General features: G+C 68.6%; 22 protein-coding genes and 2 pseudogenes. 9 read left to right on the forward strand and 15 right to left on the reverse strand.

The window, feature by feature from the left end; all coding sequences use genetic code 11:
* Window position 1: 1 nt before the first annotated feature.
* Window positions 2–601: a GTP cyclohydrolase I FolE gene (folE, locus tag NC595_RS03590; protein WP_253564896.1), complete on the reverse strand. Its 600-nt coding sequence runs from the start codon at window positions 599–601 to the stop codon at window positions 2–4.
* A gap of 186 nt (window positions 602–787) precedes the next feature.
* On the opposite strand from folE, the gene NC595_RS03595 reads away from it, so the two are divergent.
* Entirely contained in the window at window positions 788–1,633 is an 846-nt protein-coding gene (locus NC595_RS03595) for an energy transducer TonB (protein ID WP_253564897.1), read from the forward strand.
* Here the strand turns inward: NC595_RS03595 and NC595_RS03600 are convergent.
* A complete protein-coding gene (locus NC595_RS03600) occupies window positions 1,630–2,220 on the reverse strand; it encodes an FUSC family protein (RefSeq protein WP_253564898.1) in 591 nt (196 codons plus the stop codon). The genes NC595_RS03595 and NC595_RS03600 overlap by 4 nt on opposite strands.
* Complete coding sequence (locus tag NC595_RS03605) at window positions 2,217–3,647, reverse strand: DNA recombination protein RmuC (protein WP_253564899.1); 1,431 nt, start codon at window positions 3,645–3,647, stop codon at window positions 2,217–2,219. The genes NC595_RS03600 and NC595_RS03605 overlap by 4 nt, the downstream gene beginning before the upstream one ends.
* Before the next feature lie 169 nt (window positions 3,648–3,816).
* Here NC595_RS03605 and NC595_RS20455 point away from each other — a divergent pair, with 169 nt between their 5' ends.
* The gene (locus NC595_RS20455) at window positions 3,817–5,661 is read left to right on the forward strand and encodes a retropepsin-like aspartic protease (RefSeq protein ID WP_253564900.1); all 1,845 of its coding nucleotides are present in this window, start codon (window positions 3,817–3,819) and stop codon (window positions 5,659–5,661) included.
* Window positions 5,662–5,692: 31 nt separating this feature from the next.
* On the opposite strand, the gene NC595_RS03615 is transcribed toward NC595_RS20455, so the two are convergent.
* On the reverse strand, window positions 5,693–6,865 hold the full coding sequence (locus tag NC595_RS03615; protein ID WP_253564901.1) for a class I SAM-dependent rRNA methyltransferase: 1,173 nt from the start codon (window positions 6,863–6,865) through the stop codon (window positions 5,693–5,695).
* Between the two features lie 115 nt (window positions 6,866–6,980).
* On the opposite strand from NC595_RS03615, the gene NC595_RS03620 reads away from it, so the two are divergent.
* Window positions 6,981–7,757: a TlpA family protein disulfide reductase gene (locus NC595_RS03620; RefSeq protein WP_253564902.1), complete on the forward strand. Its 777-nt coding sequence runs from the start codon at window positions 6,981–6,983 to the stop codon at window positions 7,755–7,757.
* A gap of 8 nt (window positions 7,758–7,765) precedes the next feature.
* On the opposite strand, the gene NC595_RS03625 is transcribed toward NC595_RS03620, so the two are convergent.
* The 4 genes from NC595_RS03625 to NC595_RS03640 form a co-directional block, all read right to left on the reverse strand.
* Window positions 7,766–8,101, reverse strand: coding sequence for a VOC family protein (locus NC595_RS03625; protein WP_253564903.1), 336 nt, complete (start codon window positions 8,099–8,101; stop codon window positions 7,766–7,768).
* Window positions 8,102–8,139: 38 nt separating this feature from the next.
* The gene (locus NC595_RS03630) at window positions 8,140–8,577 is read right to left on the reverse strand and encodes a hypothetical protein (protein ID WP_253564904.1); all 438 of its coding nucleotides are present in this window, start codon (window positions 8,575–8,577) and stop codon (window positions 8,140–8,142) included.
* Between the two features lie 127 nt (window positions 8,578–8,704).
* On the reverse strand, window positions 8,705–9,652 hold the full coding sequence (locus tag NC595_RS03635; RefSeq protein ID WP_253564905.1) for a serine/threonine protein kinase: 948 nt from the start codon (window positions 9,650–9,652) through the stop codon (window positions 8,705–8,707).
* 13 nt (window positions 9,653–9,665) lie between these two features.
* Window positions 9,666–10,109 (reverse strand): hotdog fold thioesterase, encoded by a 444-nt coding sequence (locus NC595_RS03640; protein WP_017463074.1) that lies wholly within the window; start codon window positions 10,107–10,109, stop codon window positions 9,666–9,668.
* A 64-nt stretch (window positions 10,110–10,173) separates the two neighbouring features.
* Here NC595_RS03640 and NC595_RS03645 point away from each other — a divergent pair, with 64 nt between their 5' ends.
* The 3 genes and pseudogenes from NC595_RS03645 (at window position 10,174) to NC595_RS03655 (ending at window position 12,744) form a co-directional block, all read left to right on the forward strand.
* Window positions 10,174–11,226: a 2Fe-2S iron-sulfur cluster-binding protein gene (locus NC595_RS03645; protein ID WP_253564906.1), complete on the forward strand. Its 1,053-nt coding sequence runs from the start codon at window positions 10,174–10,176 to the stop codon at window positions 11,224–11,226.
* Between the two features lie 307 nt (window positions 11,227–11,533).
* Window positions 11,534–11,755, forward strand: a pseudogene (locus tag NC595_RS03650) (NAD(P)H-flavin reductase); the annotation flags it as partial.
* Window positions 11,756–12,009: 254 nt separating this feature from the next.
* Window positions 12,010–12,744, forward strand: coding sequence for a hypothetical protein (locus tag NC595_RS03655; protein WP_253564907.1), 735 nt, complete (start codon window positions 12,010–12,012; stop codon window positions 12,742–12,744).
* 515 nt (window positions 12,745–13,259) lie between these two features.
* Here the strand turns inward: NC595_RS03655 and NC595_RS03660 are convergent.
* From NC595_RS03660 to NC595_RS03680, 5 genes and pseudogenes are all read right to left on the reverse strand, one after another.
* Window positions 13,260–13,489 (reverse strand): annotated as a pseudogene (locus tag NC595_RS03660) (IS4 family transposase); the annotation flags it as partial.
* A 108-nt stretch (window positions 13,490–13,597) separates the two neighbouring features.
* A complete protein-coding gene (locus tag NC595_RS03665; RefSeq protein WP_253564908.1) occupies window positions 13,598–14,437 on the reverse strand; it encodes a class I SAM-dependent methyltransferase in 840 nt (279 codons plus the stop codon).
* 429 nt (window positions 14,438–14,866) lie between these two features.
* Window positions 14,867–15,307 (reverse strand): rhodanese-like domain-containing protein, encoded by a 441-nt coding sequence (locus NC595_RS03670; protein WP_253564909.1) that lies wholly within the window; start codon window positions 15,305–15,307, stop codon window positions 14,867–14,869.
* A gap of 91 nt (window positions 15,308–15,398) precedes the next feature.
* On the reverse strand, window positions 15,399–15,815 hold the full coding sequence (locus tag NC595_RS03675; RefSeq protein WP_253564910.1) for a hypothetical protein: 417 nt from the start codon (window positions 15,813–15,815) through the stop codon (window positions 15,399–15,401).
* A gap of 73 nt (window positions 15,816–15,888) precedes the next feature.
* Window positions 15,889–16,383 carry a YiiD C-terminal domain-containing protein gene (locus NC595_RS03680; RefSeq protein ID WP_253564911.1) on the reverse strand — a complete coding sequence of 165 codons (495 nt, stop codon included), beginning with the start codon at window positions 16,381–16,383 and terminating at the stop codon, window positions 15,889–15,891.
* Between the two features lie 136 nt (window positions 16,384–16,519).
* Between NC595_RS03680 and NC595_RS03685 the strand changes: the two genes are divergently transcribed.
* Genes NC595_RS03685 through NC595_RS03695 form a run of 3 tightly spaced genes read left to right on the forward strand, consistent with a single transcriptional unit; the run spans window position 16,520 to window position 19,686 of the window.
* Window positions 16,520–17,287, forward strand: coding sequence for a uroporphyrinogen-III synthase (locus NC595_RS03685; RefSeq protein WP_253564912.1), 768 nt, complete (start codon window positions 16,520–16,522; stop codon window positions 17,285–17,287).
* Window positions 17,288–17,323: 36 nt separating this feature from the next.
* The gene (locus NC595_RS03690) at window positions 17,324–18,436 is read left to right on the forward strand and encodes a uroporphyrinogen-III C-methyltransferase (RefSeq protein WP_253564913.1); all 1,113 of its coding nucleotides are present in this window, start codon (window positions 17,324–17,326) and stop codon (window positions 18,434–18,436) included.
* The gene (locus NC595_RS03695) at window positions 18,433–19,686 is read left to right on the forward strand and encodes a heme biosynthesis protein HemY (protein WP_253564914.1); all 1,254 of its coding nucleotides are present in this window, start codon (window positions 18,433–18,435) and stop codon (window positions 19,684–19,686) included. The genes NC595_RS03690 and NC595_RS03695 overlap by 4 nt, the downstream gene beginning before the upstream one ends.
* Window positions 19,687–19,711: 25 nt before the next feature.
* On the opposite strand, the gene NC595_RS03700 is transcribed toward NC595_RS03695, so the two are convergent.
* Both NC595_RS03700 and NC595_RS03705 read right to left on the reverse strand, forming a co-directional pair.
* A complete protein-coding gene (locus tag NC595_RS03700; protein WP_253564915.1) occupies window positions 19,712–20,941 on the reverse strand; it encodes a hypothetical protein in 1,230 nt (409 codons plus the stop codon).
* Window positions 20,942–21,040: 99 nt separating this feature from the next.
* Window positions 21,041–21,379, reverse strand: a complete 339-nt coding sequence (locus NC595_RS03705) for a hypothetical protein (protein WP_063673806.1) — start codon at window positions 21,377–21,379, stop codon at window positions 21,041–21,043.
* Between the last annotated feature and the right edge of the window lie 8 nt (window positions 21,380–21,387).

A 21,387-nucleotide genomic window follows, 5' to 3' on the forward strand; every position in this document is an offset into this window, starting at 1 on the left:
CTCAGCAGGTGCGCTGGATGCAGAGGAACTGCAGGATCTCGGCGCGCGTGCGCGGATCCTCGCGGAACACCCCGAGCATCTGGCTGGTGACCATCGACACGCCGCGCTTGTGCACGCCGCGGGTGGTCATGCACTCGTGGCTGGCCTCGATCACCACCGCCACGCCACGCGGCTGCAGTGTCTCGTTGATGCACTGGGCGATCTGCGCGGTCATCTTTTCCTGCACCTGGAAGCGGCGCGCGTAGCCGTCCACCACGCGGGCCAGCTTGCTGATGCCCACCACGCGGTTGGTCGGCAGGTAGCCGACGTGCGCGCGGCCGATGATCGGCGCCATGTGGTGCTCGCAGTGGCTCTCGAACTCGATGTCGCGCAGCACCACCATTTCGTCGTAGCCCTCGACTTCCTCGAAGGTGCGCTTGAGGTAATCGGCAGGGTCTTCCACGTAGCCGGAGAACCAGTCGCCGTACGCCTTCACCACGCGCTTGGGCGTGTCGAGCAGGCCTTCGCGCGACGGGTCGTCGCCGGCCCAGCGCAGCAGGGTGCGCACGGCCTCCTCGGCCTGCTCGCGGGTGACGTCGTTGCGCGTGGGATGGTCGCTCATGCGTGTTCCTGGATCAGATCAAGCGGGAGAGTTTAGCGGGATGCCTTCGGACCGGGGTCGGCCGGGGCCGAATGAGGGGCGAGTTGGAGGCATACGTGGGGCGTTGCTGGTCGGATGCGAAACGACGCGTTGTCGTCCCCGTCGGGCGAGCCTAGACTCGCGGCTCATCCACGAAAGGAGTCGATGATGAAGCATGCTGCTCTGATCCTGCTTGGTTCCCTGGTGGCGTGCGGTGTCGCGCATGCCGATGCCCGTGCCGTGCGCAGGACCGCCGAGGCCAGCATGCTGGTGACCGGCCATGTTCAGGTGAAGCCGGACGGCACGATGCAGGGCTACACCATCGATCACTGGCAGGCCTTGCCGGCACCGGTGCGGGCCTTGATCGGCAAACTGCTGCCGCAGTGGACGTTTCAGCCCACCGGTTCGGACAGTCAGGTGGTCGATTCGTCGATGAGCCTGCGGGTACTGGCGCGCCCTCAGGATGACGGAAGCTACAAGCTGACCATCGCGGGCAGCTCGTTCGGTGGTCCGCCCAATCCCGGCGAGGCGGTTGCGCTGCTCACGCGCAGGGCACCCATCTATCCGCGCGGCGCCGCCAAAGCAGGTGTCTCGGGCACCGTCTATCTTCTGGTGCAGGTGGGACGGGATGGCCACGTGCTCGATGCCATCGCCGAACAGGTGAACCTCGACCAGTACGGCACCGAACTGCAGATGCGCTATTTCCGCCGACTGCTGGCGGATGCATCGCTGGATGCCGCCCATGCCTGGACATTCCGCATACCTACCGTCGGGCCCCGGGCCGGCGCGCCGTTCTGGGTCGCGCGCATACCTGTGCACTTCAACCTGGGTGGCGAGGGTGGCCCCGGCAAGGATATGGCCTACGGTCACTGGCAGCGCTACATCCCCGGCCCGCGTGAGCAGGCGCCGTGGGCTGGCAAGCGTCTGGCCGAGGGTGCGCCCGATGCAGTGCCGAACGGCAGCACGCAGACCCTGGGTGCCGGTCTGCGTCTCAAGTCGCCGATGGGCAGCTAGCGGTGGTCGCCCGGTAGGCCGGTCGGCCCCAGCAGTCGCCGCTCGATCGGCGCGCACAGCCTGGTGACCAGCAACGCGGCGACTGCGCCCATCACCACCTCGCCGAGGCGGAACAGCGCGAACTGCAGGAAGGTGCCCGCGTGCGGCACCAGCATCACGATGGTCACGGTGACGCCGGCCACGCGTCCGGCGGCACCGAGGTCGAGCATCCAGCACAGCGTCAGGCCGACCACCAGGGCCAGCGCGTAGGCGGGAAACTGGTTGTGCACCAGCGCCGCGGCGGCGATTCCGACCACACCGCCGATGATCGCCCCGATGAACTGGTCGCGCGAGGAATGGCTCACTTCCGCATAGCTGGCCTGGGTCACCGAGATCGCGGTGATCGCCGCCCAGAAACCCTGCGTGAGCCCCACCGCCAGCGCGCCGTAGTAGCCGAGCGCGGCGGCGGCGACGGCGCGCAACGCATAGGCCAGCCCGGTCAGCAGCCGGTCGCGCCGCGACAGCGCGCGGCGTAGCTGCGCCACCTCCTCGCCCACCTGCTCGACGCGCCGGAGCAGCTCGGCCAGCGGGCGCGGGGTCTCGCTCACGCGTCGTTGTCCGCTTCGCTCTCGCCGTTGCCGAGCAGGCCCGAGGCATCCTCGCCCGGCAGCGATTCCACGTCGCGCAGCTTGCGTTCGATCGCGCGCGTGCGCACGCCGGTCTGGTCGATCTGCTTGCTGGCCTGGTCGAGCTTGTTCTTCACGTTGTCCAGCACGTCGCCGAACTTGCCGAACTCGGTCTTGGCCGCGCCGAGGATGCGCCATACCTCCGACGAGCGCTTCTCGATCGCCACCGTGCGGAATCCGACCTGCAGGCTGGTCAGCAGCGCCAGCAGGGTGGTCGGGCCGGCCAGGGTGATGCGGTGCTCGCGCTGCATCGCCTCGAACAGGCCGGGCCGGCGCAGCACCTCGGCGTACAGGCCCTCGGTGGGCAGGAACAGCACGGCGAACTCGGTGCTGTGCGGCGGCGCCACGTACTTGGTGCGGATCCGCTTGGCCTCCTCGCGCACGCGGCGCTCCAGCGCGTCGCCCGCTGCGCGGGCGGCGTCGGCGTCGGCGCGTTCCTGCGCGTCGAGCAGGCGCTCGTAGTCCTCGCGCGGGAACTTGGCGTCGATCGGCAGCCACACCGGCGCTTCCGGACTGGAGCCGGGAAACTTCACCGCGAACTCCACCCGTTCGGCACTGCCCGGCACGGTGGCCACATTGGCGGCGTACTGGTCCGGCGTGAACACCTGCTCGAGCAGGCCGGCCAGCTGCACCTCGCCGAACACGCCGCGGGACTTCACATTGGTCAGCACCCGCTGCAGGCCGCCGACGTCGGCGGCGAGCTTGGTCATGTCGCCCAGGCCCTGGTGCACCTGCGCCAGCATCCTGGTGACGTTGCCGAAGCTCTCGGTCAGTCGCGTCTCCAGCGTGGCATGCAGTTTCTCGTCGACGGTGGCGCGCATCTTCTCCAGCTGCTGCGCGTTGTCCTGCTGCAGCGCCTTGAGCTGGGCGTCGAGGGTGCCGCGTACCTCGACCATACGGCGCTCGTTGCCCTCGGCCACCGCGGCCAGCCGCGCCTGCATCTGCTCGCCGAACTGGCCGAGGGTCTGGCGCTGGTCCTCGCGGGACTTGCGGGCGTCCTCGGCCAAGCCGTTGCGCAGCGCCTCCAGGCCGCGCTCGGTGCGGTCGGTGAGGGTGGCCAGCCGCTGGCCGAACGCATCGATGCGCTCCAACTGCTGCTGCGATACCGCACCAAGCTGCTCGCCGACGTGCTGACGGAAGCGGTCGAAGCCCTGCTGCAGTTCCTCGCGACCGGCGCGTTGTTCCTCACGCAGCACGCGTTGCAGGCGCTCGTTGTCGTCCTTCAGCGCGTCCAGCCGCGCGGCGAGGTCGGTGTCGCCCCGCCCGCGCAGGAGCAGCACCAGTTGCAGCACCAGCCCGGCCAATGCGACCAGCAGCAGGGCGACGAGGAGGATCCTTTCGGGAGACATCGGTGATTCCATGGAGCACGAGACGCGAAGTCTACGCGCTGCCGTCTCGGATCCGGAGACGCCTGGTCGGCATGTGCCGTTGGTCGCTGTGCCTTTGGGCCGATGCGGCCGTTGCGCGTGGACGGCGATGCTGTGCGTCCTGCCCGAACGGGTGAATCGGAGCGATGGCGTGTCGCGAAGCTGGTCGAACTGGGCGCTGGTCGCCATCTGCATGGTGGCGATGCCGCTGCATGCCACCGATACCGCGGCGGTGCTGGCCCGCGCCAGGGCGGCCAGCGGCGGCGACCGCTGGAACACGGTGGGCGGCATCGAGATGCGGGGCCGGCTCGAGGCCAGCGGCCTGGCCGGCGAGGTCGTCGAATGGCAGGACCCGCGCACCGGGCGCTGGGCCAGTCGTGGCCGACTCGGCCAGCTGCAGCGGGCCGAAGGCTATGACGGTAGCAGCTCCTGGCAGCGCGATCCGGGCGGCGAGGTGAGCCGCACCACCGGTGCCAGCGAGCAGGCCCATGCCCGCACGGAAGCCTGGCTGGTCGCGCGCGGCTACTGGTTCCCCACGCGCTGGCCGGCGCAACTCGGCGCCGCCGAGTCGCGGAGCGAGGACGGCCGTCGCTACGAGGTGATCCGCGCCACCCCACGCGACGGCGTGGCGGTGGAGCTGTGGTTCGACCAGGCCAGCGGCCTGCTGGTGCGCACGCGCATGCGGCAGGGGCTGGACAGGCGCACCACCCGCTACGCCGACTGGCGCACGGTGGACGGGGTGCGGCTGCCGTTCCGCCGCGTGGAAGATCGCGGCGACCCGCGCACGGTGCAGCGGCTGACCTTGCACGAAGTGGCGATCCATCGCCCGGTACGCGACGCGCTCTATGCCGCCCCGGCGATGGACGACAGCGTGCGCATCGACAACGCCCGCGGCGTCGCCACGGTGCCGCTGCAGGTGATCAACAACCACCTGTTCGTCGACGCCCGCATCAACGGCCAGCCGGTGCACCTGCTGGTGGATACCGGTGGCTTCAACCTGCTCACGCCCGCCGCCGCGCGCCGACTGGGCCTGGCGACCGAGGGGCGGATGCGCGGTCGCGGCGCCGGTCAGAAGCAGACCGACGTCGCGCTGGCGCGTGCCGGCACGCTGCGGCTGGGCGACGCGCTGATGGAAAAGCCGGTGCTCTACGTGATCGACCTGGGCCGGCTCGACCAGGTCGAGGGCACGCGGGTCGACGGCCTGGTCGGCTACGAACTATTCCGCCGTTTTGGTGTGACCATCGATTACGCCGCGCACACGCTGACACTGGTCCGGCCGGACCGTTTCCAGCCACCGGCCGGGGCGGCGATGCTGCCGTTTACCCTGGACGAGCGCATCCCGCTGGTCCACGGCACGCTCGACGGCGTGCCGATGCGGGTCAGCATCGACACCGGCTCGCGTTCCACGGTGACCCTGCATGCGCCGTTCGCGCGCCGCCACGACCTGGTCGCGCGCTACCACGCGGCGGCCGAGGCGGTGGTGGGGTGGGGCGTCGGCGGGGCCTCCTACGGACGCCCGGCGCGGCTGGGGAGGCTTGACCTGGGCGGCATCCCGCTCGGCGGGCTGGTCGGCGACATCTACGTGCGCGACAGCGGCGCCTTCGCCGATCCGGACATCGACGCCAATGTGGGTGGTGGGCTGCTGCGCCGCTTCACCGTGGCGTTCGACTACGCACACAGCCGCATGTACCTCAAACCCAATGCGGACGCCCGTCGCCCTGACGACTATGACCGCTGCGGCTGCTGGCTGCTCGCCGACGGCGATCGACTGGAAGTGGCAGCGGTCACCGGAGCCGCGGCGGCCGCCGGGCTGGCGCTGGGCGACCGGATCACCGCGATCGGCGACGAGCCGGTCGGCCGACGCAGTCTGGACGCCTGGCGCCAGCGGCTTCGCGAGCTGCCGGCGGGCACGCGGCTGCGGGTGGACTACCTGCGCGGCGGGCGCGCGGAGACGCTCGAACTGGTGCTGGCCGACCGGGTGCCGCCGCCGCGTTGAGCGACGCATCGCCGCGAGCCCACGGCGGTGCTCACAGCACCTTGCAGAACACCGCCTTCAGGTAGCGGCTTTCCGGCACGTCGGCGCGCACCGGGTGGTCCGGGCCGGCGCCGCGCACGTAGAGGATCTGGATCTCGCGGCCGGCGTTGAGCGACACCCTGCGCAGCATCTCCAGGAAATCCGCCTCGCTGACCAGGCCGGTGCACGAGCAGGTCAGCAGCAGGCCGCCGGGCGGGATCACGTCCAGCACCATGCGGTTCATCGCGAAGTATTTCTTCAGCGCGTCCATCACCCGGTTGCGGTCGCGGGTGAGCTTGGCCGGGTCGAGGATCACCGCGTCGTAGCTCTCGCCGCGGGCTACCGCCGCGCGCACCCAGTCGAAGATGTCCGCCTGCTCGAAGGCGATGTCCAAGTGGTTTGCCGCCGCGTTGGCGCGGGCGATCTCCAGGATGCCAGCGTCCATGTCCACGCCGATCGCCGACTGCGCGCCGACGGCCATCGCGTGCACGGCGAAGCCGCCGGCGTTGCAGCACAGGTCGAGCACGCGGCGGCCCTTCGCCAGTTCGGCGAAGCGGCGGCGGTTGTCACGCTGGTCGGCGAAGAAGCCGGTCTTGTGGCCCAGCCCCGGCGCCGCATGGAAGGCCAGGCCGTGCTCGTGCACCTCGACCGGCTGCGGCGGCTCGGGGCTGCGGCAGTCGAAGGATTCCTGCTTCTGCACGTGGTTCTCGGCGAACCAGTACAGCCGCGCGTCGGGAAAGTGCGCGAGCAGGGCGGCGTGGATCGCCTCGCGGAACTTCCACATGCCGGCGGCGAAATACTCCACCACCAGGATGTCGGCGTAGCGGTCGACGATCAGGCCCGAGAGCCCGTCGCCCTCGCTGTGCACCACGCGCCAGGCGTCGCTGGCACCGTCCAGTTGCAGCCAGTCGCGGCGCAGCTGCACCGCCACGCCGATGCGGCGGGCGATCCAGTCGGCGTCGATGGTCTCGTCGTCCCTGTTGCTCAGAATACGCAGCGCGATGCGCGCATGGCCGTTCCAGAAGCCGCGGCCGACGAAGCGGCCCTTGGCATCGACTACCTCGACCACGCTACCCGGCGGCAGCCGGCCCTCCGGCTTGTGCACCTGCGCCGACCACACCCACGGGTGGCCGGGCGTGCGGTCGGACTTGAGCTGGATGACGGGGAGCGTGGCGGGCGTGTTCATCGGGGAATGATAGCTGGCGCCATCGGCGTTGTCGGCGGAGCGCACCTTCTGGTCAACTAGCCGAAGACCCAAGGCAAGGAGCGCACTGATGACATGGGCATTCGTTCGGGGCTGCATGCTGGGGGTGGGGCTTGTGCTCGGCGCCCCCGCGATCGCCGCCGTGCCGGCTCAAGGCAAGGCGTCCTCGGGACTCGACAAGCTGCTGAACATGGAGGGTATCGACGGCAGCTACGCCATTACCTATCGAGATGCCGAGGGCAAGGCGATCGCGCGCGCGGCATTCATCACCGCGGTGTTCGACCATCACGGCACTTTCAGCTTCGACCACGATCCGGCGAAACACACGGCCGACCTGCGACTCAATCGCCCCGGGAGCCAGGCTGCCCTGCTGGCTAAGGCCGCGGCGTCCAGCGCGCATGCGCGCGGAGCGATGCTCAAGTCCGGTCAGGCATGGCCGGCATTCCGGCTTGCCGATCTGCAGGGGCGCACGGTCGACGCGGCGTCACTGCGCGGCCACACCACGCTGATCAATTTCTACTTTTCGCAGTGCGCGCCGTGCATTCAGGAGACGCCCGTCCTGACCGCCTATGCGCACGGACATCCGGAGGTATCGGTGCTCGCCGTCACCTTCGACGATGCCGGAACCACCCGCGATTACGTCGCCAAACACCACTTCGGCTGGCCGGTACTGCCGGATGCCATGCCGTTGATCGAGTCTGTCGGCGTGAGCGCCTACCCTGCCATGGCGGTGGTCGGACCGGACGGCCGCGTCCTGCGCATGGCGCTATCGTCGGATATCGACCCGGGCCACGCCCTGACGGTGGCCGCGTTGTCGAGTTGGGTGGCCGGCGCGCAAGCGCCAGCCTCCCGCAACCATCCCATCGGGCGCTGACCAGCCGATCACTCGGCCTGCATCACCGCCAGTTCGTTGCCGTGCGGGTCGCGGAACTGGAAGCGGCGGCCGCCGGGGAAGCCGAAGATCGGCCGCACTACGGTGCCGCCGGCCGCGGTGACGGCGGCCAGCGCGGCCTCCAGATCATCCACCTGGACCACCGGCAGCGGCGCGGCCGGCGCCTCGCTGGCGTCGCCCTGCAGGCCGACGTCGACGTCGCCGGTGGTGGTCGCCGCGTAGGTTGGGCCGAAGTCGGCGAGCGCCCAGCCGAAGGCCTGGGTGTAGAAGGCCTTGGACGCCGCAATGTCGGCGGCGGGCAGCTCGATGTAGCAGGGTCGTGCCATGAAACCTCTCCTTGGTGGTTGACGATCGTTCCGGAAGATCAGCGCAGCTTGAGCACCAGCCAGGACAGCAGCGCCAGCAGGTTGAGGCCGATCCGCGACACGCCGGGTCCAGCCACCGCCAGCACGAAGCCGTGCGAGCCGATGTGGTAGTCCAGCCCCAGCCGCATGCCGTCGTGGATCACCGCGAACACGTTGACGAAGCCACCCGCGTGCAGCGCGTAGCTGAACACCGGGGTGGCGATCAGCGGCAGCTGCAGCAGCTGCGCCACGCGCGACAGCGACACACCGCGCTCGCTGCCTTCCAGCAGCAGCACGCCCGCGATGAGGATGAAGCCGAACAGCGCCAGGCCGATCAGCGCCATCAGCGTTTCGTAGGTGGAACCCAGCGGCAGCAACCGGCGGATCATCGCCACCACGCCGAGGAAGCCGCCGGCCACTTCGAGGATGCCGATCAGGCGGAACAGGAACGAACGCATGCAGTGCTCCGGAACAAAGGGAAATGGTTCTTGCAGGAGCGACCTTGGTCGCGATGTTCTTGCGGTTGCTGAGACAGCAAGAGCCAAAAGCATCGCGCCCGAGGGCGCTCCTACCTGAGGTAGCGCATCATTCCAGATCGTCGGCCAGTTCGTGCAGGTCTGTGACGTGCTGCTCCCACCAGCGCGGCTCGGCCACGAACGGGAACGCCAGCGGGAACGCCGGATCGTGCCAGCGCTGGGCGATCCAGCCGGCGTGGTGTACCTGGCGCATCGCACGCAGCGCCGGCACCAGCGCCAGCTCGGCCGGGTCGAAGTCGCGCATGCTGTTGTACCCCTCGAGCAGGGCCTCCATCGCCGCTTCGTCGTTGGCCAGCATCCACAGGTCCTGCACGGCCGGGCCGCTGCGCGCGTCGTCGAGGTCGACGAAGTGCGGGCCGGCGTCGGTCCACAGCACGTTGCCGGGGTGGCAGTCGCCATGCAGGCGCAGCGTGCGTATCGGGCCGACCGCCTCGAGCCGATCGGCCACGGCCTGGTCGAGCCGGTCGGTGGCGGCGCGGTAGGCGCCTTCCAGCGAGGGCGGCAGCAGCGGCGAAGCCAGCACGGCGGCCACCGGCGCGGCGATCATCGTGGCGCGGTCCAGCCGGCCGCGATGCGCGAACGGCGCGCGCGCACCGACGGTGTGGATACGGGCGATCAGCCGGCCCAGCCACTCCAGCTGGTCGCGCGATTCCAGCGACGGCGCGCGGCCGCCGTGGCGCGGCGCCAGCGCATAGCGGTAGCCGCCGTGCTGCAGCAGGCTGCGGCCGTCGAAGCGCAGCGGCGCGACCACCGGGATCTCCGCGTCGGCCAGTTCCTGCGCGAAGGCGTGCTCCTCCTCGATCGCCGCATCGCTCCAGCGGCCGGGCCGGTAGAACTTGGCGATCACCGGCGCGGCATCCTCGATGCCGACCTGCCACACGCGGTTCTCGTAGCTGTTCAGCGCCAGCAGGCGGCCGTCCGGCCACAGCCGGCAGGCGGCGACGGCATCCAGCACCAGGTCGGGGGTGAGCTGCGCGTAGGGCGCTTCGTTCGGCATCGGGGCGGGCGGCTCAGCCCTTGTTGCCGATCACGCGGGCCGGCACCACCGCCATGGTCAGGCGCGAGATGCACACCAGCGAGCCGTCCTCGTTCTCGATGCGGATCTCCCACACCTGGGTGGTGCGGCCGATGTGCAGCGGCCGCGCGGTGCCGGTGACGGTGCCGCTGCGCACGCCGCGCACGTGGTTGGCGTTGATGTCCAGGCCCACGGTGAGTTCCTGCGTCGGGTCCAGCGTGAGCATCGCCGCGGTGGACCCCAGCGTCTCGGCCAGCGCCACCGAGGCGCCGCCGTGCAGCAGGCCGTAGGGCTGGTGGGTGCGCGCATCCACCGGCATCGTGCCGCGCAGGAAATCCTCGCCGCGCTCGGTGATGCGGATGCCCAGCGCCTCCATCAGCGTGTGCTTCGACCAGTCGTTGATGGTGTCGACGCTGATGTCCTGCTTCCAGATACCCATGCTTGAACCCCGTATGACGAACCCGCATTGTCGGCTGACACCCGTCGCGGCGACAATCTCGCAAGTGTTCACCATCACCCTCCAGGCCACCGGCCACCGCTTCGCGGCGCAGCCGGGGGAAACCGTGCTCGAAGCCGCGCAGCGCGCCGGCATCGCCTTGCCGTATTCCTGTCGTTCCGGCGTGTGCGGCAGCTGCAAGGCGACTCTCATCGAGGGCCAGGTGGACTATCCGCGCCATCCGCCGCTGGCGCTGGACGCCGGCGAGCGCGCGCACCGCGCCGTGCTGCTGTGCCAGGCGGTGGCGACCAGCGACCTGCTGATCGCCGCGCGAGAAGTCACCTCGGTGGAGGACATCGCCCGCCGCGCGCTCGAGGTGCGCATCGTCGACAAGCGCCGGCTGGCGCCGGAGGTGACTGGCCTGCGGCTGGAGCCAGCCCCCGGCGAGCGCCCGCTGCGCCACCTGGCCGGGCAGTACCTCGACGTGCTGCTGGAGGAGGGCAAGCGTCGCCCGTTCTCCATCGCCAACATGCCCGCGCCCGACGGCAGCCTGGAACTGCATGTGCGCCATGTCGCCGGCGGCGGCTTCACCTCGTGGGTCAGCGACCGGGCGCAGGTGGGCGACACGCTGCGCATCGAGGGCCCACTGGGCACCTTCGTGCCGCGCGAGGATTCCGAGCGGCCGATGATCTTCATGGCCGGCGGCACCGGCTTCGCGCCGGTCAAGGCGGTGGTGGAGCACTTCCTCGCGCTGGGCACCCGTCGCGCCATCCGCGTCTACTGGGGCGCGCGCCAGCGCGGCGACCTGTACCTGCGCGAGCTCGCCGAGCAGTGGCAACGCGACGCGCACGACCTGGTCTTCATCCCGGTGCTGTCCGAAGCCGACGAGGCCACCGTCCGCACGGGCCTGGTGCACGAGGCCGTGCTCGCCGACCATCCGGATCTCTCCGCCCACGACCTCTACATGAGCGGCCCGCCCGCCATGATCGACAGCGCCCGCCACCGCTTCGTCGACGCCGGCCTGCCGGAAGATCGGCTCTATTACGACTCGTTCGAATACGCGCCGGACGTGCTGGCGCAGATCCTGGCGGGACGGGCGGGGATCCGGGCGCAGGGGTAGCGTGAGCAATCATCAAGTGGCTTGGTTAATTGCCTCCGTCCCCTTATGTCGACTCGACAGAAGGGGTGAGGCGGAGTGCCATCATGTGTCATTGCAGATTCGAAAAGACGGAGTCTTCTCATGAATCAGCTTGTTGAATCGATTATAAGCAGGGTCTATTTACTCATTGGTGCTCGCGGCACCTTTCGAAGGTATATTTTCGTGTTAATGGTCTTCTTCGCCATTATTTTCCTGGAGAAATATCTCGGGCGCTAGGAGCTGATCGCATTTTCCGCTAATGGGGTGCGGAGGTAATTAAGCCCCCGCCCGCACCGGTCTGGTGCACGAAGCCGTGCTCGCCGACCACCCGGACCTCTCCGCCCACGACCTCTGCATGAGCGGCCCGCCCGCCATGATCGACAGCGCCCGCCACCGCTTCGTCGACGCCGGCCTGCCGGAAGACCGGCTCTACTACGACTCGTTCGAATACGCGCCGGACGTGCTGGCGCAGATTCTGGCGGGAAGGGCGGGGATCCGGTGGCGAGGGTGATCTAGCTAGGGGCGGGCCTGAGTCCGCCTTTTTGCTCCAAGGACGACAATCCTTTGGGAAAAATTCTTACTTGATGCTCTCAGGGTTGGGATGTAACGTGACGATTGCCTTGGAAGGCCTTTGGAAATATTCGGAGAAATTGTGTGAAAGGACGCACAACTGCGGCACTCTTTTGTGTCTTAGCCCTGGTTTTGATAGGCGGTTAAGCTGAGGCTGCCTCATATATAAATTACAATGGATGCAATTCATGTCAAATGAATAATGCGGCCTTGGCAAACGGGGTTGGCAGGATTTTGGTAGGCAATCTTCAAGGTGATGATCTACAGGCGTTTCGCATTTATTATGCGCCTCAGCCAAGATCTGTTGGTGGCGTCGGTGCAAGCCTAAAAGTAAATAAATATGCGGAGCTGGACTCTTCGACGAGCAGCGAGGCAAACGCATTTTCTGCCTACAGGGCCTTGTATGTGGCTGCTGGAGGATCATACGTAAGGGTCGTTGCGAATATTTCGCTAAACAAGTCCAGCGTGGGTGCGGATCGAGCAAGGTACATCGAGCTGGCAAAGCCTGGAGCCCAGAGTAACCAGGTTTCTGGGGATGGAAATATTGACGCTTTCGATGTGGTTTCTACGCCAGTATATAGGGATCAAGTTGCCTCCAATATCAATGGGATTGCCATAAGCGGTTTCAAGAACATTCCCAATAGTTTGCAGCTTGCGATAGTTCGAGTTTTGAATTACGCGGGTATAGGAAAGATCATTTCTAGCCCCATTACGATTACTGTGACCGTGCAGTTTCAGGATCTTAGTCAGTCGGATTTTCACTGGGATTCCGTAAGCGGTGGCTGGATCTATATGCCGGGATCGTCCAAAGATTCTTCTGGAAATCCGATTCCTGAGAATGAGGCTGCGGCTCCCGGGATGCCAGCTGCTTCGGCACAAAAATATGTCTTCCCCGGCAATGTATACGGCATGCTGGATGGTTTTAACTAGATTGAAAATCTAAATCGTCTAGGTATTCCCATCAATAAACCAACTGTGAAGTCTGGCTATGGTTGGATAGTTGCATGTACATTTCTTGATGGTCATTCGCACTGTGTCGCTCAGCCGCAGTAGAAGTTCCGCCGGGGCGTCGTTCCGACAATCGTATAATTTTCGTCTGCTGAGATTGGCTAATGGCTGAATCAATGGTTTTCCTGGTGAGGTCCGCGTTTTTATTTTTCTTGTCATTGGTTGCTCTTACATGGGTGCAAGTTGCATGGGACGGAAACGCGGATTTCGTTCTTCTATTGAGTGCCTGCCCGGTAGTACTTGGGATCTTGGTTGCTCTGTTTAGGAAGTATTTGCTCAGGCGGGGTTTGATGGGAAGCGTGAGCGTACTTCTGTGCAATTTTTCAATTGTAGTATTGATATTTGCATCGGCCATTCCCGTGGTTCGAAAAATATTTTTCTCCTGATTGCTCCAATGTCGGATTGAGTGGTGCCAGGGTCTTAGGTTTCCCCACGTTTCATGCTGATAGCGCCATCTGATCGAGCACCTGCGGAGGCAGTGATCGCAGGCGATCGAGCCAACTTGATAGGGGCTCCATCGGCCAGCGTCCGACGAGCGCTTCGCGGCCGACGCGCAGCGTGGAGTAGAGTTTGCGCGTGCTGTGGATCGGGCAGAGCCATCGGTCGATACCGGTGGCTTCGCACCCAAGCACGCCAGCCAGCTGGCAAACGCAGCCAGCGTGTGGACGTCGGTGAGGCCGGCCGGCGTCAGCTCCTTGAACTTGCGCAGCAGGGTCATGAGCCATGTGACGACCGGCGCCAAATGCAGGCTCGCTTCAATCGCCTTGCGTGATCGTCAGGCCGGCTTTGCCACAAGCAGGCAGCTGCCGCCAAAGCGCATGGTCTTGCCGCGGGCCAGGCGGCTGATTTCGCTCTCCAGCACCCGGTCCAGCAGGCGGGCCACGGCGCCGCCGCGCGTTGCATGCTCACGGGCCGACGCCTCCGCGGCCTTCTCCTTCGACGACCATCCCAGGCGATAGGGAAATGCTCGGAGCAGCGCGATCGGAAGCGGCAGGAAGCGGAAGATGTAGGAGGAGAATTCCACCTCGAAGCCGGCGCGTTCGAGGACCCGGCGGATGCCCTCGCGTGTGTATCTCCGGTAGTGCCCCGCCGCGACGTCGTCCTGCGACCAGAGGAACGAATAGGCCGGCACCGTGATGTAGAGCCGCCCCTGCTCCATCATCAGCGCCCTGATCGACCGGAGGAATGCCAGGTCGTCCTCGATGTGCTCGACCACATCGAACAGACCGACCGCCGGAAGGGAGTTCGGGGTCAGTTGCGCCGAGTCGGTGGTGGCGCAGATCACGGTCTCCAACCCGCGGCGCTTTGCGTTGGCGGCTCCGGCTCGTCCGGGTTCGACCAGCGCGACCTCGAAGCCGGCGGCGGCGAGTGCGGCCGATACGCAGCCATTGCCCCCGCCAATGTCGAAGATCGCCCCTCGATTCGCTGGCGGATACAAACGCGCCATGGACAGGATGCAGTTGTTCCTGTGCCTGAACCAGAACGACTGGTCTTCCACCGCGAAGCAGAGTTCGTTGCCATCACTCGGGTAACTCACGCTGGCTTCGTGCTTGCCATACCAGATGCCATCCTCGCCAAGCTCGAGATTGGCGCTTATGGCCAGCATGTCCAGCATGAGTGACCCTCGGTTTGTTCGTTGCCGTCCGCTCGGCAGTCTATCGTCTCGCGTCGCCCCAGAGGCCAGGAGGGGCCGCTGCGCAAGACCGGGGGGCGACCCGGCTGATCCTTTGCCGGTGATCGCGTAGCGTGTCCGGCCCACGCTGCCACACCGGGACGGAGGCGGAAGCTCCCCCCAGCGAGCAAGGATTCCAGCGTTCCATCCGTGGTTTGGAGGTTTGTTCGGCTACGGTTTGCACCTTTCCCGTCTGGCGCAGATTCCATGAATCGGCGTGCTGAGACGCAGTCGCCTGATCCGGCAAAAAGATTGACCTGCCCGGACTGGCTGGGGGCAAAAAGAAACCCGCCGCGGCGCGATGGCCTCGGCGGGTCTGCGGCTTCGGTCGGCGTGTGCCGGATCGCCCTCTTTTAGGTAGTGAAGGTGGGGTTACTTTCCTTTCACCACCGGCAGCTGCGCCTGGGTCCACGCGCCCATGCCGCCGCCGAGGTAGAAGACCTTCTGGAAGCCGGCCTTCACCAGGCGCTGGGCGGCGCCCTGGGCGGTCTGGCCAGAGCGGCAGATGACGACCACCGGCAGGTCCCTGGCCTTGGCCAGGTCCTTGCTCTCCGGGTCGAACTGGCTCATCAGCACGTGCTTGGCACCCGGGATGTGGCCCTTCTCGAAGCTGTCGCGCGGGGAGATGTCCACCAGCAGCGGGTTTTCGCGGTTCATCAGCAGGGTAAGGCCGGCCGGCGTCAGCTCCTTGAACTTGCGCAGCAGGGTCATCAGCTGGGTGACGATCAGCGCCAGCAGCAGGACAACGAACAGCGCCGAGAGCGCGAGGTGGTTGCCCACGAAGGCGGGCAGCTTGTGCAGGAAATCGTTCATCGGGACTCGATTGGTGCGACCGCTGGGGTCGCCTGGGCATGCGGAAAGGAACGCGATTATAGGGGCAAGCGGTGGCGCCGCCCCTGCGGCATCACTGCCCGGGATCCAGGTCGGGCAGGCCGGTAGTCAGCCACCAGTGCTTGGCCTGCGGGTCGTATTTCCAGGTCTGGTGGTCGACGAGGGTGCGTTCGACCTGGGTGTGCACGTTGACGATGCCGATGTGCACCACCTGTTTGACCTCGTTCTCGCCGGTGGCGACCGGGCCCGAGCCGTCGTCGTAGTCGCTGACCCGGTACTGGGTGATCCGGGACAGCTCGATCGGGGTGAGCGGGTGCTGGTTGCGGATCGCCGGGTCGACGAACTGCTCGGCGTTGGCCAGGTTGCCCCAGCGGACGGTGCTGGCGTAGGCGTTGAGGGTGGCGGTCAGCGTCTGGTTGCGCTGGTCGGTGGCGCAGCCGGCGACCAGCAACAGGGCGGCGACGGCGGTGATGCGGGCGATACGACGCATGGCGCGTTCTCTTCGCGGGGAGGGCGTCGGCCATTGTGCCGGATGACGCCGTGCGGGCAAGCCCGCGAACGGCTCAGGAACTTGCGCGGCGCTTAGCGACGAAGCGCGCGGCCAGCGTGGCGGCGGGCTCGCCGTCCTCGCCGGGGACGGCGCAGCTCACCTCGATGCGGGCGCGCCCCCGAGCGGTCAAGGTGGCGAAGAAGGTGGCCCAGTCCGACGCCGGCGCCAGCACGGCATCAGCGCGGAAATCCGTCCACACCGGTGCCAGATAGCGCACGGTGGACTCGCCGACGAACACGTCGCAATCCTCCCCGCGTTCGCGCAGCGCCAGTTCCACCAGGGCCCAGCCGGCCAGCGTCATCAGGCTGACCAGGCTGCCGCCGAAGGCGCAGCCCTTGTCGTTGACGTTGGGCGCCAGCGGCACGGCCAGGCTGAGGCGATCCGGGGTGTGGGTGTCCAGATGCAGGTCCATCGCGCGGGCCAGCGGGATCTCGTCGCGGATGAATTGCACCAGCGCCTCGGCGGTGGCGTCGCGGGCGCGGGAGGGCACGGGGGAGGAAGTCGACATCGATATCTCGTGGTGCAGGGAGGACAGCAGCCCGGCGCGCCGGGCGGGGCAGGCCAGTGTAAGTGGCGGCAACGCTAGACTGCGACCCTGCCGCGCATCGTCGCCGACCTCCCCCGAACGCGAGGAACCCATCGCCATGTCCCGATCGCCTGTCCCGTCGCTGCATGGTCGCGTGGTGGTGATCACCCGTCCGGCCGGCACCGGTGCCAGCCTGGCGCGACGGGTGCGTGCGCAGGGCGGCCGGCCGCTGCTGCTGCCGGGCCTGTCGCTGCATGCGATCGACGATGAGGCGACGCGGGCGGGGCTGGTCCGGGCGCTGCGGGCGACGGCGGTGGTCTTCACCAGTCCGGCCGCGGTGCGCTTTGCGGCGGCACTGGCACCGATCCCGGCCGACTGCGCGGCGATCGGCGTGGGCCAGGGCACTGCACGCGCGCTGCGGCGGGCCGGCGTGACCGACCCGCAATCGCCGGCCCGGCAGGACAGCGAGGGCGTGCTGGCGCTGCCGGGGCTGCAGTCGCTGACCGGCCGGCCCGTGGCGCTGGTCGGCGCGGCCGGCGGACGCGGGCTGCTGCGCGAAACGCTGCTGGCGCGCGGTGCGCGGCTGGACGAGGTGCACGTCTACACGCGCGGCGCGCCGCGGCTGGACCGTCGCCACATCGCGGCCGTGCACGCCCTGCCGGCCGACGCCCGGCTGCTGCTGTCCAGCGCCGAGGCGTTGCACAACCTCGCCCGTTCGCTGCCGCCGGAGGCCTGGGCGGTCCTGCAGCGGGCGGTGGCCGTGGTCAGCAGCGAGCGGCTGGCCGAGGCCGCCCGCAAGGCCGGATTTTCCCGCATGGCGCTGGCCCGCTCGGCCGGCGCCACCGACCTGCTGGCGGCCGCCGGCGGGGACTTCACGCTGCCTTGATACGGCCCGGTGGGCCGCCGCTGCTAGCATGCGCGCATGAACAACGATGCCGCTCCGAACGAGACCGCCAAGGTCGCCCCCGCTTCCTCGCGCCCCGTCGCGTCGCGTCCGTCCGAGCCGAAGGGCGGCGGCAGCGCGCTTGCCCTGGCGCTCCTGCTCGCCCTGCTGGCCATCGCCGGCACGGCCTACGTCGGCTGGCAGCAGTGGCAGCGGGCCCGCGGCGATGCCGCTGCGGCCGGTACCGTGGCCCAGCTCGATACCCGCGTCGCCACGCTGGAAACCAGCCTGAAGGCGCTGGATGACGATCGCCGCTCGCTCAGCGCGCGGCTGCGCGACGCCGACGACGTCAACCGTGGCCTGCGCGAGGAGGTACTGGGCCAGAACGAGCGCCTGCGCAACCTCGAGGACGCGGTGGCCAAGCTGTCGGAAAAGAGCCTGTCCAGCCACGACGCGATGCTGCTGGACGAGACCGAGTCGCTGCTGCGCATGGGCAAGGAACGCTACGAGCTGTTCCACGACGCCGCGGGCGCGGCCGCCGCCTACGGGTTGGCCGATCAAGCGCTGTCCGGCGTGGACGACAGTGCTTTCTACGGCCTGCGCCAGAGCGTGGCCGCCGAGCACGAGGCGCTCGATCGTGCCGCTGCCAGCCACGACAGCGCCGCGCTGGCGAAGCTGCAGCAGTTGCGCGGCCAGATCGGCAGCCTGCCGCTGCGTCCGCTGGACGCACCGGCATCTTCATCGAGCAGTGGCGCGTGGGCGCGGATCGGGCAGGCATTGTCCAGCGTGGTGCGGATCGGTCGCGACAATGGCGCGCCGATGGCCGTGGCGGATGCGCGTCTCTCGCGTGAGCTGGTGGCGCTGGACCTGGCCCAGGCCGAGGCCGCGCTGCTCGCGCACGATGGCACAGCCTATCGCGCCGCCCTGAAGCGGGCCGACACCGGCCTGGCTGGCCAGTTCGACGCCGCCGATGCGACGGTGAAGACGGTGCGCGACACGTTGGCCGGCCTCATCAGGGACGCCGCGCCCGGCACGCCGGTGGAACTGGGTGAGGCGCTCACCGAGCTGCGCAATCTGCGTGCCGTGCACGCGCTCAAGCCGGCGGCTGGCGCCGCCCCGACCAAGCCCGCCGCGAACGGAGCACGTCCGTGAAGCTGTGGCGCTGGATTCTCCTGCTGGTGCTGATCGCCGCACTGGCGGCGTTCGGCTGGCACTGGGTCGCCGAAGACCCCGGCTACGTGCTGGTGCGCATCCGCGGCTGGTATGCCGAAACCACCGTGCTGGCGGCGGTCGTCATCCTGCTGCTGCTGTGGGCCGCGCTGGGCGCGCTGTGGCAGCTCGGGCGCTGGCCGCTGGGCGCATTCACCCGCCGGCATCGCCGGGTCAGTCGGCGCCGGTTGGCCGATGGCCTGGTGGCGCTGGCCGAAGGCCGTCACGGCGACGCCGAGCGCGACCTGGCCCGCGCCTCGCGGCTTGATGCGCTGCGCGGCCCGGCGCTGCTCGCCGCCGCCGAAGCCGCCGCCCGCCGCGGCGAGACCACGCGCGCCCGCGAATTCCTCGATCAGGCCGCACAGGACGTCCCGCCGGCCGCGCGCGTGCTGCGTGCCTCGCTGCTGCGCCGTGAGGGCAAGCCGGCCGAGGCGGTCGCCCTGCTGGCGCCGGAGGCCGACAACGGCAAGCTGACCCCAGGTGGCTGGCGCGAGCTCGCGCTCGCTGCGCTGGCCGCCGGCGATACCCGTCGTGCCCGCGCCGCACTGGCTCCCTTGCAGAAGAGTTCCGCACTCGGCACCCGCAGCTACCAGGCGCTGGAGACCCAGGTGCTGGTTGCCAGCGTGGCCGCCGCGCCGGATGCCGCGGCGCTCAACCAGCTGTGGTCGCAGCTGCCGAAGAACCAGCGGCGGACGCCGGCGGTGATCGAGGCCTATGCCCGCCGCGCCGCGGCGCTGGGCATGATCCTGCCGGCGATGGACGAGCTGGACTCGGCGCTGCGCCGCGAGTGGTCGTCCTCGCTGGTGCAGGTGTGGGGTGCGCTGGGTGACGAGGATCTGGAGGCGCGCCTGCGTCGCGCCGAAGGCTGGCTGGACGCGCATCCCAACGATGCCGGTCTGCTGCTGGCGATGGGCCGGCTGTGCGTGAAGCTCAAGCTGTGGGGCCAGGCACGCAAGCACCTGGAGCGTTCCATCGCGCTCGCCCCCAGTGCCGGGGCATGGGAAGCGCTGGCCGAGGTGTGGACCGGCCAGGGCGACGCGGTGATGGCACAGCGCTGCTACCGCAACGCACTGGCGCTGACCCGCGGCGACTCGGTGCTGAACGTGCCGACGGCATCGCTGGGTGCGATCGACACCCGCCCGATCGCTATCGAGGACCGCAACGAGCACGGCATGCCGCGTCTGCGCGAGTAGGGCACGCGCTTCGCGAGCGGGTCCGCTAGAGCACCACGCCGAGGCTGGCCAGCCGGGGATCGGCTATGCGCCAGTGCGGCCAGTAGCCCAATTGCACGCACTGGCGGATGTAGTGTCCGAGTCGACGCTTTTCGTCGTCGGACGCCGGCGGCGTCCAGCCCTGTCGGTGCACGCGGGATTCGACGCGCTGGCAGTCCGGTCCGTCGACCGTTGCCGGTGGTGCGGAGACCAGCAACGACACGGGTCGGGGCGCGCCGGCGGTCTGCTCGCTGACCTGCTGAGGGGGCGGAGTCCAGATCGACGCCGTGGGTGACGAATGACTGCCCACCAGATCGAGCAGCATGCGCAGCGCAAAGAAGATGCCTACCGCGAGTGCGCCAAAAGGGGCACCCTGGCGGGACCTTTGCCGGGGCCGGGTGCGCCGGTACGCGGCCGGCGAAGCCGGCGCGAATCCGGCACTCGCCCGCCCCTCGGCCAGTCCCCGTTGAAGCTCCGGCAACGCGGCGAATGCCTGTTGCCACGCCTCCAGCATCGGCCGGCCCGCGCGCAGTGGGATCAGGTTGGGGAACAGGCGCAGCGCCTGCAGGACAAACGGCCATTGCGCCGCCATGTCGGGATCCGGCGGCGAGCGGTCGCCGCGGATCAGGCGTTCGAACCAGCCGGCGCCCTGGCACGGTGTGGTGGCCTGTTCCCAGTGGCGCTGCTCGTGCATCACCTGCTGCAGCCACTGGCCGCGCGGGCCGAGCTGGGCCAGACGGGTCACGTCCATCCAGTCGAAGGCCTCGCGTGCCGTGTTGAACACCTCCAGCGGTGCATCCAGCGCGCCGGAGGCGAGGGCATCGATCAGCAGGCACTCGAAGATGGCCGGAAGCTGCAGGTGGCCCTGGCGGACCGCGGCAAGTACGCCGGTCAGCGCCGCGGTCGGCGGGGTGCCGGATGACAAGGCCTGCTGCAGCCTTGCCAGGGCTTGCCGGGCCTCGGTGACGACCGGGTTCAGCGGTGCGGCGGATGCGCCGGACGCGGATGCGGATGCGGATGTGCTGGTCGGTGGGTGGGACGGCGTCGCGGGTGCCGCCACCGGCGCCCCGTCGAGCGCGCGCAGCGCCGCCTCGTAGGCCTGGCGCGGGCGCGTGAAGCCCTCGATGTCGGTGGCCGGATCGAGCCGCTTGAGCTGCCTGGCATAGGCCTGCTTGATCGCGCGCTGGTCGGCATCGGCGGGCAGCTCGAGGTGCTGGAGATACCAGGGGACGTCCATGTGCTCGTCAGGCTTGCGAAGGTGATGCGAGGCTAGCGCGACGCCAGGGCGCTCGCCCAGTGGCGGGCGGGGACCCGGCTCCGGGGTTCGGCGTTGCCCTCAGCGCACCGAGATCGCCCAGGTGATCAGGCCGGCACTGACCGCGGTAAGGGTGAGGGCGACCAGGAACACCACGTCGGCGGTGCGCTCGACCCGGTGGTTGCGCTTGTGGTGGCGCGTGCGCAGCGCCCAGTAGGCGAGCAGGCAGGCGGCGAGGTAGAGGATCGCGTCGCCGGCCAGCAGGTCGTCGACGAACAGGTCCGCCTTCCGCAGCGAGATCACCACGCGGATGATGCCGATGACCGTCAGGCACACGCCGACCATGCCCGCCGAGGCGGTGAAGATGTGCACGCACAGGTCGTAGTCCAGCAGGCGGCTGGCGGGATCGTCGCGGCGCATGGTTCGCG

The organism is Dyella lutea, from assembly GCF_024158035.1.
Classification (GTDB): Bacteria; Pseudomonadota; Gammaproteobacteria; order Xanthomonadales; family Rhodanobacteraceae; genus Dyella_A; species Dyella_A lutea.